This window comes from Streptomyces sp. NBC_00887 (assembly GCF_045207585.1).
In genome coordinates, this window is the sequence record NZ_CP108788.1 from 6,189,916 (window position 1) to 6,202,755 (window position 12,840).

A 12,840-nucleotide genomic window follows, 5' to 3' on the forward strand; every position below is an offset into this window, starting at 1 on the left:
TCAGGCCGCAGGCCAGGTGACAAGTGTCTGCCGGGAATTGGTTTAGACCTGTGTTTCGTGTATGGGGGCACACGCCCCGCTTCCACAGGTGGTTTGCGCACTGTGGAAGCGGGGCCACAACGTCTCACGGACCTGGGACACGTGTGGTTCAGGCGTCGACCGCTGTGCCGGGTACTGCGTGGGCAGCTCGAACAGGAGGACCGCAGGGTTGAGGGGTGGGCTCAGGGGCGAGTTCAGCGGTGAGCTCAGGGCCGGACCCCCGGCTGGGGTCCCAGCTGGGCTCCGTGCCGGGATCCGGGCCGGGTGCGACGCGGGCGAAGACCTCGTCCGGGCCGGTGCCGGAACTTTCCCCCTCGGTCAGCAAGTACGCCTGCGCCTCGCCGACGTGGAAATACATGCCGTGGAGCTGCAAGGTGCCCGCGGCGAGGCGCCGCGCGACCGATTCATGGGCCCGCAGATGGTCCAACTGCTGGACCACATTGGTCAGGCAGAGCTGCTCCACCTCATCGGCGGGCAGTCGACCGGAGATACGTGCCCAGGTGTGGTGGCGGGACTTCATGCGATCGAGGCTCGGCAGGCCGTGCCGCAGCCAACGCCACAGGGGGGTCTTGGGAGCATCCGGCGCGCCCCCGAGGAGAGCCTGCATGGCGCCGCATCCGGAGTGACCGCAGATGGTGATCGACTCGACCTTCAGCACATCCACCGCGTACTCGATCGCGGCAGCCACGGAGTCGTCGCTGCTCTCGCCCTCCGTGTCCGGCAGCGGAACAAGATTGCCGACGTTCCTCACGGTGAAGAGGTCCCCCGGACCGCTTGATGTGATCATGCTTGTCACCAGGCGGGAATCGGCGCAGGTAATGAACAGCTGGGAGGGCCGCTGGCCTTCGGCGGCCAGCCGGGCCAGCTCTTCGCGAACCAATGGGGCCGTGGTGCGCTGAAAGGAGCTGAGGCCCCTGAGCAGCCAATGGGCACCGCGCCGGTCGGTCGTGGGTGCATTCGAGGCGGGGGCAGCCGAGTCGGGGGTCGCCCCGGAGGCGGTCGCCGCGGAGGCCGCGCTCTCGATGGCGTGCTCGGACCGGTCGTGGCAGTGGTGGTTGCGCCACGGGGTCCATGGGCGGCAGCAGGAATGGGCCGCCGACGCAGGCTCCCCGATCCGGCCCCCGGACCGCCCTGTGAAGACGATCCGGCCGCCCAGCGCGATCTGACTGGTACGCCACTCCTGGATCGTCTCGTACGCCGCATGGTCCATGAAGAAGCCGTCCAACTCGACGATCGCGTCAGCCCCATGAGGGAGCCGCCCGAGCGTCCTGCTGAGCCTGGGAACGGCCAGGAAGGTCAGCTGCCCCCGGACAGTCACCACATACCTGCCCTCCTGCTCCGACACGGTGATCCTGGTGCGGGCCAGCCGGTGCAGGGCGATGACCACGGCCACGGCGATTCCGATCGCCACGCCCTTGAGGACGCCGGCCAGGATCACCCCGGTGATCGTGGCTCCGTACACCGGGAATTCGCGGTGCTTATGAACATTGCGGATGTGAGCGAAGCTGACCATCTGGATGCCGACCACCATCACCAGGGCGCCGAGGGCGGCCAGTGGGATCCGTTCGAGAGCTGCGACCAGCAGGATGGCGGCGAGCAGCACCCAGAAGCCGTGCAGCACTGTGGCGGATCGCCCCGTCGCCCCCGCCCGTACATTCGCCGAGCTGCGCACCGCGCCCCCGGACACGGGGAGCCCGCCGAACATTCCCGCCAGCGCGTTGGCGATGCCCTGGGCGCGCAGCTCGCGGTCGAGATCGGAGCGTTTTACGGGTGTGGCCGGTGTCGTGCCGTGCTTGGGCGGGGCGGCTGCACGGTCGGCCGCCAGTTTGTCCACGGCGACTGCGGAGAGCAGGGATTCCAGGCTGGCAACCAGCATGACCGTGAGGACTGCGGTGGCCAGGGCGGCGGCAGACCCCTGCGGCAGTTCGGGCAGTGCGTGCGAGCTCCAGGACGGCAGGTCGACCCGGGCGATTCCGGGAGTGGCCACGGCGGCTACGGCCGTCGCGATCGCCACGGCGGCGAGTGCTGCCGGAATCCTGCCCACCATGAGCCCGACGCGTCCAGGTAGTCGTGGCCACAGGACAAGCAGAGCGATGGTCAGTCCGCCGATGAAGGGTGCGGCCGGGCTGACATGTGTCAACTGCGCAGGCAACGCAAGGGCGTTGTCGAGGACGGAACTCTGCGGTGTGCTGCCGAGCACGATGTGCAGCTGGGCGAGCGCGATGGCCACACCGATGCCGGCGAGAGTGCCGTGGACGATGGCGGGGCTGACAGCCAGCGCACTGCGGGCGGCTCTCAGGGAGCCCAGCAGGATTTGCAGGAGCCCCGCGCCGATGGTGATCGCGCAGGTGGTTCGCCAGCCGTAGATCTGGATCAGCTCGGCTGTGACCACGGTCAGTCCGGCGGACGGGCCGCTGATCTGGAGGGGAGCGCCGCCGAGCAGTCCGGCGACGATGCCGCCGATGGCCGCGGAGACCAGTCCGGCCTCGAGCGGAGCGTCCATGGCGACGGCGAGGCCGAGCGACATGGGGACGGCGATCAGAAAGACAGTGATCGATGCGGACAGATTGGCGCCCGAGATGCGGAAACGACGGCCTCGGGGCGGTGGTGGGGGGCTGTGAGTTCGCTTGATCCCCGAGGCTCGGGGCGGGCGCGAACTGGGGGATGGGTGGTCGTTGCGGGTGGGGACGCAGGCAGACATGTTCCCGTCTCCTCCGGGGCAGCGCGGTCGCGGAAAGTGATGACGCGGCCGTGGGTCACGGCGTGCAGCGGCGGGATTTCTCAACTCTCAGTAAACGGATCGTAATGGAGAGTAAAGAACTGTGTCCATGCTTTCGATCACATAGCCCATTGAGTCACTCATTCAAGTGAATAAGCAGCTTTTCATCCGGCTTGTCGTACTGATTCCCGCAGGGCTGCGTGCGACGTTGACGGCGCCGTGTGGCACTTCAACGCACGACTTCTGCAAGGAAGAGGGTGGACGGAATGATGGCCGCCACGAAGAGGATCGCCCTGGGCGCCGTAGCCACTGCATTGATCGCCGGCCTGGCGGGCTGCTCGGGTGCCGGAGCCGGTGGTGCCGGTTCCGGCACCGGGAGGAAGTCAGGCGCCGACGCGGAGGAGCACTCCCCGGCGGCAGCGCCCAAGGGTGCGGTCAAGGTCATCGGTGACGGCTCGACGGCCTACACCGGAGCTCAGCCGAAACTCCCCGTGGCGAAGCGCCTGAAGGCAGGCCAGAAGCCACCGCAGTTCGTCGTGTTCTCCTGGGACGGCGCGGGGGAGGACAGCCAGAAGCTCTTCTCGCACTTCCGCAGTGTCGCGAAGAAGTACAACGCGAAGATGACGTACTTCCTCAGCGGCGTGTATCTGCTGCCGGAGGAGAAGAAGGCCCTCTACGACCCGCCGCAGCACTCGGCCGGCCGATCCGACATCGGCTTCAACGACACGGAGGGCATCCGCGCCACGCTGGACGAACTGCGTGCCGCCTGGCTCGACGGCAACGAGATCGGCACCCACTTCAACGGGCACTTCTGCGGCCCGGACGGTGGTGTGGGCACCTGGTCGGTCGAGGAGTGGAAGAGCGAGATCAGCCAGGCGAAGTCCTTCGTCAAGAACTGGAAGACCAACGCCCCGCTGCTCAAGACCGAAGCCCCGTTGCCCTTCGACTACGACAAGGAACTTGTCGGCGCGCGCACGCCCTGCCTCGAAGGGCAGAAGAACATGGTCGCAGCGGCCCGGACGATGGGATTCCGCTATGACTCGAGCGGCGTAGGCAACCAGGTCTGGCCCGCGAAGAAGGACGGCCTCTGGGATCTCCCGCTCCAGCTCGTGCCGGTGCCCGGCCGCGCATTCGAGACCCTCTCGATGGACTACAACTTCATGTTCAACCAGTCCGGCACGACGCAGGGGGACCCGAACCAGCACGCGTACTGGGGAAACCAGATGCGGGACGGTCTGCTTCAGGCCTTCGATCGCTCGTACAACGGCAACCGGGCACCTCTGATCATCGGCAATCACTTCGAGTCCTGGAACGGTGGCACCTATATGCGTGCCATCGAGGAGACGATCAAGACCGTCTGCACCCAGCAGGACGTGCGGTGTGTCTCCTTCCGTCAGCTTGCAGACTGGCTGGATGCGCAGGACCCGGCGACGCTGTCCAGGCTGGGAACGCTGAAGGTCGGGCAGGAGCCGAAGCAGGGATGGATGTCCTTCCTCGGAGGGGCCGCTCCGAGGGAGGACGCCGGCAGCCCCGTACCGGCCGGGCCTGCCGGCCGGTCGGCAGGCAAGGGCGCCGACGGAAGCGCGGGGTAGGGACTCTCGTCCGGAGCATGATCGGCCGGTCGACCGACCCGTCGGCGGACCGCGGGCCGCCGACCGGGTCCCGGGTTCGTCGGCCGGCCAGCGGGATGCCTCCGCCGGTTGGCAGGACGGCTGGGCGGCGTTCAGGCCGGCTGGGCGGCGCCCACGTCCGTGAAGCGTTCCTTCAGTACAAAGGCGGGGTCGACCTGGGCAGCCAGGTCGGCACCCGTCTTCTCGTTGCCCCAGCTCTCCGCGTTCTTCAGGTGGAAGTGCACCATCTGGCGGGTGTAGCGCTCCCAGTCGCGCTGTTCGTACGAGTCCTCCGCGGCGTTCTGCAGGGCCTGCAGGGCCATCCGGTTGTCGGCCTCCAGCAGATCGAACGGAGCCGGCCTGCCTTTCTCCATGGTCCGCACCCAGTTGGACTGCCCGATGCCGACCAGCAGGTCGTCGCCGACCTCCGCACGCAGGAACTCGAGATCGTCCTCACCCTGCACCTTGTTGCCGACGACCTTCAGGGCGACGCCGAAGTCCCGTGCGTACTCCTTGTACTGGCGATACACGGAGACTCCCTTCCGGGTCGGCTCGGCCACCAGGAATGTCATGTCGAAGCGCGTGAACATCCCGGACGCGAACGAGTCCGACCCTGCCGTCATATCGACCACTACGTATTCGTCCGGACCGTCGACCAGATGGTTGAGGCACAGCTCGACCGCTCCGACCTTGGAGTGGTAGCAAGCCACCCCGAGGTCGGACTCGGTGAACGGGCCGGTGGCCATCAGCCGGATGTCCCCGTCGTCGAGCCTCACCGTCCGTGCGCAGGCTGCGTAGACGGGGTTGTCCTCGCGGACCCGCAGCAGCCGTGAGCCTTCGCCCGGTGGCGTCGTTTTGATCATCGTCTCGGCAGACGCGATGCGCGGGTTGCTGCCGCGCAGGTAGTCCTTGATGAGAGGCAGCTGCGCTCCCATGGCGGGCAGGGCGGCAGCTTCCGTCTCGTCCAGGCCGAGCGCGGCCCCGAGATGCTGGTTGATGTCGGCGTCCACCGCGACGACGTGAGCTTCATTGGCAGCGAGGTGGCGGATGAAGAGCGAGGACAGCGTGGTCTTGCCGCTGCCGCCCTTCCCCACGAAAGCGATCTTCATGTTCACCTAGGGTAGCGGTCTTGTTGCTCAATGCAGTCAAAGTTCGTGAAGAAGGCCACTCCGGGGAAGGATCCGTGCGAGGGGCGCGTAGCCTCGCTACTTATGAGTACGACTGCCTCAGACCCGCTCGCCGCCCTGGGCGCCCTGCCGGGCGTCGCCGATGCGGTGGACGCCGTACGCAAGTCCGTTGACAGGGTGTACGGCCACCGTGTCATGCGGCGTCGCAGTAATGAGGTCACCGCGGAGGCGGCCCTGCGGGGTGCGCGTGGCTCGGCGGCGCTCTCGGGTGCCGACTGGAATCTCGAGGAGGTGCGCCGGCGTACGGACTTCAGCGGCGAGGACGAGGCGCGCACGATCGGGGCCGCTTTGAGGCTGACCGCGGAGGCGGGGCAGTTGCTCTCCATCTGGCGGCAGTCGCCTCTGCGGGTCCTGGCGCGGCTGCACCTGGTCGCGGCCGGCGGGGCGACTCGTGACGATGCCGTCGGGCGCCCTCGGCTGTCGGGTGAGCCGGTGGACGAGCCGCTCATCGAAGCGCCTGTTCCGGACGCAGAGGAAGTCGCCGGGCGTCTGGAGGGACTGTCCCAGCTGATCATCGCCGGGAGTGAGGCGCCTGCGCTGGTGACGGCGTCGATCGTGCACGGTGAACTGCTGGCGCTGCGCCCCTTCGGCTCGCACAACGGCTTGGTGGCCCGCACCGCTGAACGGATCGTGCTGATCGGGAGCGGGCTCGACCCGAAGTCGATCTGCCCCGCCGAAGTGGGTCATGCGGAGCAGGGGCGGGCGGCGTACGTCGCGGGCTTCGAGGGCTATCTCTCCGGGAAGCCGGATGGCATGGCTGCCTGGATCGCGCACTGTGGGCGCTCGGTGGAGCTTGGCACCAGAGAGTCGACGGCCGTGTGTGAAGCGCTGCAGCGAGGCGCTGCGTAAGGCGCCGGTGGCCGGCGGACGCGCCTTGGTGCGGTGCCGGAAAAGGGTTGCGGCGGTACCGATTCCGGTACCGCCGCTGGCATGTCCGCCCAGTTACCAAGCGTCCTCGATATATGCCCATCAGGTCGGGTACTTTGCCCGTCACCTGGTGCGGCTGGCCCGTAATCGACGGGTCGACGTCGCGTGGGTACCCGGCTTTCATGCGCGGTCCGTGGGGCCAAACTCTGCGTTCGAAGGTCATCCTCTCGGATGTCCTTGGTCTCGCGGGCCGTTGAGTCCTTTGTACTCCAGGACCGGGAGTAGCGGAAGTCCTGGCTGCACTTCTTTACTTTTAGGTTCAAATAAGGGTGAGTCGGACACTGTCCGGTTGTGGCTGCGAAGCCGTCGTGCGGCTCCTTCCGGCGTCCGGCCGGGTGCTGTCGTCAGGTGGTGACTGAGGCGGCGCGGCGGCGGATGGTGTACCAGACCAGTCCCGCTGTGAGGGCGGCGGCTCCGACTGCTGCGGCGGCCATGAGGGCCGGGCGCGGCGGCATCGAGAACGCGGGCAGTCGTTGCTTGAGGCGGACCGGTCGGTCGAAGACGAGAATCGGCCATTCCCGGAGGATGGCCTCGCGCCTCAGTGCTCGGTCCGGGTTGACCGCGTGGGGGTGGCCGACGGACTCCAGCATCGGTACGTCGGTGGCGGAGTCGCTGTAGGCGTAGCAGCGCGAAAGGTCGTATCCCTCCGATGCGGCGAGCTCCTTGACGGCCTCGGCCTTCGTCGGTCCGTAGGCGTAGTACTCGACCTCGCCGGTGAAGCAGCCGTCGTCGCCGACCACCATCCGGGTCGCTACGACACGATCGGCGCCGAGCAACTCGCCGATCGGTTCGACGACTTCGGCGCCCGAGGTCGACACGATGACCACGTCCCGCCCGGCTGTGTGGTGTTCCTCGATGAGGGTTGCCGCCTCGTCGTAGATGATCGGGTCGATCAGATCGTGAAGAGTCTCGGCGACGATCTCCTTGACCTGCTGGACGTTCCATCCCTTGCAGAGCGCTGAGAGATATTCGCGCATCCGCTCCATCTGGTCGTGATCGGCGCCACCGGCAAGGAAGACGAACTGTGTGTACGCGGTGCGCAGTACGGCACGGCGGTTGATCAGCCCGCCTTGGTAGAAGGACTTGCTGAAGGTCAGCGTCGATGACTTCGCAATGACCGTCTTGTCCAGGTCAAAGAAGGCTGCTGTGCGCGGCGAGAAGCAGTTTTCCACAAAGGTGAGCATAGGGGCCCACCATTCGGCGTAAACTCCGGCGGGTGGGTTTGCCTGAGAAGCCTCTCGGGTACACCATGGAAGTCACGGATCGTTCGCGACCGTGCTAACCCGGTCCGGCTCCTCCCCCCCCGAGTCGGCCGTGGGGACGACCCCCGCTCTCCCCCCCGGCGGGGGTCGTCGCATGTCCGGACGCAATTTTGCCGCCCGGAATCAAGCCTTCCCCCCTCTTCGCGCCTGTGTGGGCCCGGGCTCTGTCGCGGGCTCACGCAAGCATGTGTCGTCACGCTGTGTAGTGGAAGGGCTGCGCTGTGAAAGTCGCCGGTATGAGCTACCGAGATATTCACAATGCTGAAGTTGTCCACAGTTTTCGAGCAAGATCCACATCTTTTTCCGAGGCGCTGCATGTTGATTCCACCCGCGAAGTCCGCGGGTTCCGGAATCGCGCTTCTCGGATCGGTCCGAGATCGCCGCGAACCGTACTGAAGGGGCAGTGAGAAGGGGGCGGAGATCGTGGCTGGATCCCTCGCACAAGAAGGTCTGCCGATCGATGACGAGCGGCGGGGCGGACCGTTGATCGTGACCGAGGACGTGGAGTTGCTGGACGATCTGCTGAGGCTGTGCGCGGCTGCCGGGGCGGTGCCGGAAGTTCATCAGGGTCCCCTCGGACGGAGGGGTGGCTGGGAACAGGCTCCGATGGTCCTGGTGGGCGATGACGCGGTCCTTCGGTGTCGCGGGGCGGCCCGTAGGAGGGGGGTGATGCTCGTCGGGCGGGACCAGGACGACCCGGGCGTGTGGCGCCGGGCAGTGGAGATCGGGGCCGAATATGTGCTGCGGCTTCCTGATTCCGAGGGCTGGCTCGTCGACCAGATCGCCAATGCGGCGGAAGGTGTGGGCCGTCCCGCGCTCACTGTCGGAGTGATGGGCGGAAGGGGCGGCTCCGGCGCGTCCACGCTGGCCTGCGCGCTCGCGGTGACGGCAGCCAGGTCGGGCAGGCGAACGATGCTGATCGACGGCGACCCCTTGGGCGGCGGCATCGACGTACTGCTCGGGGGCGAAGGAAACGACGGAATGCGATGGCCGGATTTCGCCCGTTCCAAAGGCAGGGTCGGCAGCGGCGCACTTGAAGAGTCCTTGCCCGCGTTGCACGGTCTGCGCGTGCTCAGTTGGGGGCGGGACGACGAGGTCGTCATCCCGCCGCAGGCCATGCAAGCGGTGCTCGCGGCCGCACGCCGGCTCGGCGGGGTGGTCGTCGTGGACCTGCCGCGCAGGGTCGACGAAAGCGTTGCCGAGGCGCTTGCGCAGTTGGACCTCGGGCTGCTGGTGGTGCCTGGAGAACTCAGGGCGGTTGCGGCAGCCAAACGCGTCGCGTCGACGGCCGGAATGGTGCTGGAGGACCTTCGGGTCGTCGCGCGGGGACCTTATGCGGCAGGGCTCGACGAGCAATGGGTGGCTCACGCGCTGGGCCTTCCCCTCGTCGGAGATCTGCCCCGGGAAACCGGGCTGTCGGCGTCACAGGACGGTGGCAGGCCGCCGGGGTCCGATCCCCGCGGTCCGCTGGCCGGGTTCTGTACGGCGTTCTGGGATCTGGCGGACGCCCCGGGCAGCGGGGGCGGCCTTGTCGCAGGGCGTTCCGGGGGAGGCGTGTCATGACGGAGGCCCTGCTCGACGCGGTTCGCCAACGCCTTGCCCGCAGCGGCGAGGCGCCGACCCCGGCCGGCGTGGCGGCCGCCCTCAGGGCACAGGGCCGCCTGCTCGGCGATGCGGAAGTGCTGGGGGCAGCAGAGGAGTTGCGCGGCGAGCTGGTCGGTACGGGGGTGCTGGAGACTTTATTGGCAGACCCGGCGGTGACCGACGTACTGGTGTCCGCGCCGGACCGGGTGTGGGTGGACCGGGGACGCGGACTCGAGCTGACCGGGGTCACCTTTCCGGATGCGGCAGCCGTCCGGAGACTGGCGCAGAGGCTCGCCGCTGTGGCAGGGCGTCGACTGGATGACGCTCGGCCGTGGGTGGACGCGAGGCTGCCCGACGGCACCCGGATGCATGCGGTGCTGCCGCCGGTGTCGGTGGGCTCGACATGCCTTTCGCTGCGGGTGGTTCGGCCCCGGGCCTTCGCTCTGGCGGAGCTTGTCGGGGCGGGCACGGTCCCGCCCCGAGGCGACCGGTTCCTGAGGGCGCTGGTCGAGGCGAGGGTCTCGTACCTGATCAGCGGAGGAACCGGTGCGGGCAAGACGACCTTGTTGTCGAGCCTGCTGGGCGCGGTCGGGGAGCAGGAACGCATCGTGCTCGCCGAGGATTCGGCGGAACTGCGCCCGGATCACCCGCACGTCGTGCGCCTGGAGTCGCGCCCCGCCAATCAGGAAGGGGCGGGGCAGGTGACGCTGCGGGACCTGGTCCGCCAGGCGTTGCGCATGCGCCCCGACCGGCTGGTGGTGGGAGAGGTGCGAGGCGCCGAGGTGACGGAACTGCTGGCCGCGTTGAACACAGGACACGAAGGTGGATGCGGCACGGTGCACGCCAACGCTGCGGAGCACGTCCCGGCCCGCTTGGAAGCACTGGGGACTGCCGCCGGGCTCGACCGGGCGGCGCTGCACAGTCAGTTGGCTGCCGCACTGTCCGTGGTGCTCCATCTCGTACGGGACCGAGCGGGGCAGCGGAAGCTCGCCGAAGTGCACGTGCTGGAGCGGGATCCGGCAGGGCTCGTGGTCACGGTACCCGCGCTGCGCTGGGGCGCTGATGGATTCGTCCGGGACCGCGGCTGGGAGCAGCTCGGGTCGCTGGTCGGGGGTGCGCTGTGAGAAATGCCGCTCCGGACTCCCTGATGCAGGCGTTGGCATTGGTCATGGCAGTCTGCGCGGGCCTGGCAGGCGGGTTGACGGTGTTACGGGATCCGGGCGTGCGGCGGGCGCGGTTGTTGTTCGGGACAGGAGGCCCTCATCGGCAGGAGTTCCGGGCCGTTTGGGCCGTGGCCCGGACGCACTTCAACACGCGACGTGAGTGGCTGAGTGCCCCTGTAGCGGTGTTTCTCGCGGTACTTGGCGAGTCGGCGCTGCCCCTGCTCGCGGGGGTCGTGGCGGTGCCTCTGGTGCGGCGATGGCTGCGCCTGCGGGCGTTGCGGGGTGAGCGGGAGCGGGCAGCCGAAGCGGTGGCGGCACTCTGCGGGGCTGTGGTGGGTGAGCTGCGGGCAGGGCGGGAGCCGGGGCAGGCTTTACTCGCTGCCGGGCGGAACGCGGGTGCTTTGGGCACGGCCGAGGCCGCGGTGCTGGCGGCTGCACGGTTCGGTGGCGATGTGCCGGACGCATTGCGTCAGGCGTCGGCCGGACCGGGCCTGGACGGGCTCGCGGGGGTGGCGGCCTGCTGGCGGGTGGCGGTCGACGGCGGGGCAGGTCTCGCCGCCGGTCTGGACCGCGTGGAAGGGGCCCTGAGGGCCGAGCGTCGTCGGCGGGAGGAGCTACGGGCGCAGCTGGCGGGCGCGTGGTCGACGGTTGTGGTGCTGGCCTTGCTGCCGGTGGTGGGCCTGGGGTTGGGGGCGGCGCTCGGTGCGGACCCGCTGAGGGTGCTGCTCCACAGTCCGGGAGGACTGGCCTGCCTGGTGGCAGGCGGCCTGCTGGAGGCGGCGGGGCTGTTCTGGGCGGGGCGGATCGTCCGGGCCGGGGAGGCGCCGTGAGCGGTCTCCCCGAGGAGGCTCACCGGCTCGGTGTGCCCGGAGCGGTTCTGGGCGCGGCTGTGTATGTGGCCCTGGCCCTTGCCGGAAGGCGGCGGGAGCGGGCGACACGCGGACGGGGTGTGTTGTTGTTGGCCGTCTGCTCCGGAAGTCCGCGGCGTGTGTGGCGGTTCCGGCGAGTGAGGGGCAGGAGCCGTGCCCAGCGGTGGGCAATGCTCCTGGGCGTCTGGGCGACCGGCTGGTTCCTCGTCGGCGGGCCGGCAGGCTGGGGGACCGGTCTGGCCGCGGCGTTCGGGGTGTGGCGCTGGCAGCGATCCGCGCAAGGCCGGGAGACCGGTGCCCGGGAAGCGGCGGAGGTCGCAGTAGTGACCAGGCAATTGCCTCTGGCTGCAGATCTGTTGGCGGCCTGCATCTCGGCGGGTGCCGGTCCGCGGGAGGCCGCGGAGGCTGTGGGGGAATCCATAGGCGGTCCGGTCGGCGACCGGCTGGCCCGTGCGGCGGCTGAGATCCGGCTCGGGGGCGAACCAGCCGATGCGTGGGGGCGGTTCGGAGCGATACAGGGCGCCGGTCCGCTGGCCCGCTGTCTGGAACGGGCCGGGGCGACGGGGGCTCCGGCAGCGGAGTCGGTCTCCCGGCTGGCCGACGAGATGCGTGCCGAGCGGGCGAGTGCCGCCGTGGCACGTGCGCAGCGTGCGGGCGTGTTGATCACTGCACCCGTCGGGCTCTGCTTCCTGCCCGCCTTTCTGGCGGTCGGGGTGGCGCCGGTGGTGATCGGGCTTGCGACGGGCCTGTTGCACGGCAACTGACAGAAATCGCGGGTGCCCGTTCGGGCACCCGCTCTGAACCAATTCGAAGATCAACGGGGGCCGAGATGGCAAAGAACGTCATGGGACGAGCAGTGAGCGCGGTGCGCCGTGTGTGGATGGACAGGTTTGTCCGATCCCGCCGACAGGACCGAGGGATGACTACGTCCGAGTACGCGGTGGGAACCATCGCGGCCTGTGCGTTCGCGGCGGTGCTCTACAAGGTGGTCACCAGCGGGCCTGTTCTGTCGGCGATGCAGTCGCTGGTCAAGGACGCGCTCGATGCGAAGTTCTGAGACGGCACGGGGGGCAAGTCGACCCAGGGACCGGGACCGGGGCCGGAATCGGGATCGGGGCGCTGTGACGGCGGAGGCTGCGATGGCCATCCCCGTGCTGGTGGCGTTCGCCCTGGCTCTGGTGTGGGCACTGGTTGCGGCGGCGGACCAGATCCGATGTGTGGACGCCGCACGGGCCGGGGCGCGTGCGGCGGCGCGTTCGGAGCCGGAGGCGGCAGTGCTCTCTGCGGCGCGGGAGGCGGCGCCGGGCAGGGCGCGGGTCGCTGTGCAGCGGACCGGGGAGCTGTGGCGAGTCCGGGTGGAGGCCCCGACGCCAGGACCGGGGCCGCTTGCCCTGACGTTGAGCGCAGTGGCGGTTGCGTCGGCCGAGGACCTGGTGGGGGCCGAGCCGGTGGGAGCGGAGTGGTGAATAGGGGCAGAGTC

General features: G+C 68.9%; 11 protein-coding genes. 8 read left to right on the forward strand and 3 right to left on the reverse strand.

Going from position 1 to position 12,840, the window contains the following annotated elements:
- Positions 1-148: 148 nt before the first annotated feature.
- Positions 149-2,740, reverse strand: coding sequence for a SulP family inorganic anion transporter (locus OG844_RS28390; RefSeq protein WP_406394086.1), 2,592 nt, complete (start codon positions 2,738-2,740; stop codon positions 149-151).
- 284 nt (positions 2,741-3,024) lie between these two features.
- Here OG844_RS28390 and OG844_RS28395 point away from each other — a divergent pair, with 284 nt between their 5' ends.
- Positions 3,025-4,350 carry a hypothetical protein gene (locus OG844_RS28395; RefSeq protein WP_406396285.1) on the forward strand — a complete coding sequence of 442 codons (1,326 nt, stop codon included), beginning with the start codon at positions 3,025-3,027 and terminating at the stop codon, positions 4,348-4,350.
- A gap of 131 nt (positions 4,351-4,481) precedes the next feature.
- Here the strand turns inward: OG844_RS28395 and OG844_RS28400 are convergent, their stop codons facing one another.
- The gene (locus OG844_RS28400) at positions 4,482-5,477 is read right to left on the reverse strand and encodes an ATP-binding protein (RefSeq protein WP_406394088.1); all 996 of its coding nucleotides are present in this window, start codon (positions 5,475-5,477) and stop codon (positions 4,482-4,484) included.
- 102 nt (positions 5,478-5,579) lie between these two features.
- Here OG844_RS28400 and OG844_RS28405 point away from each other — a divergent pair, with 102 nt between their 5' ends.
- Positions 5,580-6,404 carry an oxidoreductase gene (locus OG844_RS28405; RefSeq protein ID WP_406394090.1) on the forward strand — a complete coding sequence of 275 codons (825 nt, stop codon included), beginning with the start codon at positions 5,580-5,582 and terminating at the stop codon, positions 6,402-6,404.
- 422 nt (positions 6,405-6,826) lie between these two features.
- On the opposite strand, the gene OG844_RS28410 is transcribed toward OG844_RS28405, so the two are convergent.
- Entirely contained in the window at positions 6,827-7,666 is an 840-nt protein-coding gene (locus tag OG844_RS28410) for an HAD family hydrolase (protein WP_406394092.1), read from the reverse strand.
- 501 nt (positions 7,667-8,167) lie between these two features.
- Here OG844_RS28410 and ssd point away from each other — a divergent pair.
- The 6 genes from ssd (at position 8,168) to OG844_RS28440 (ending at position 12,826) form a co-directional block, all read left to right on the forward strand.
- The gene (ssd, locus tag OG844_RS28415; protein ID WP_406394094.1) at positions 8,168-9,307 is read left to right on the forward strand and encodes a septum site-determining protein Ssd; all 1,140 of its coding nucleotides are present in this window, start codon (positions 8,168-8,170) and stop codon (positions 9,305-9,307) included.
- Complete coding sequence (locus tag OG844_RS28420) at positions 9,304-10,452, forward strand: TadA family conjugal transfer-associated ATPase (protein ID WP_406394095.1); 1,149 nt, start codon at positions 9,304-9,306, stop codon at positions 10,450-10,452. Before ssd ends, OG844_RS28420 begins: the two co-directional genes overlap by 4 nt.
- Positions 10,453-10,475: 23 nt before the next feature.
- On the forward strand, positions 10,476-11,321 hold the full coding sequence (locus tag OG844_RS28425; protein ID WP_406396286.1) for a type II secretion system F family protein: 846 nt from the start codon (positions 10,476-10,478) through the stop codon (positions 11,319-11,321).
- The gene (locus tag OG844_RS28430) at positions 11,318-12,124 is read left to right on the forward strand and encodes a type II secretion system F family protein (RefSeq protein WP_406394096.1); all 807 of its coding nucleotides are present in this window, start codon (positions 11,318-11,320) and stop codon (positions 12,122-12,124) included. Before OG844_RS28425 ends, OG844_RS28430 begins: the two co-directional genes overlap by 4 nt.
- Before the next feature lie 80 nt (positions 12,125-12,204).
- Positions 12,205-12,417, forward strand: coding sequence for a DUF4244 domain-containing protein (locus OG844_RS28435; RefSeq protein WP_406396287.1), 213 nt, complete (start codon positions 12,205-12,207; stop codon positions 12,415-12,417).
- A 64-nt stretch (positions 12,418-12,481) separates the two neighbouring features.
- Positions 12,482-12,826 carry a TadE family type IV pilus minor pilin gene (locus OG844_RS28440; RefSeq protein ID WP_406394098.1) on the forward strand — a complete coding sequence of 115 codons (345 nt, stop codon included), beginning with the start codon at positions 12,482-12,484 and terminating at the stop codon, positions 12,824-12,826.
- The last annotated feature ends 14 nt before the right edge of the window (positions 12,827-12,840 follow it).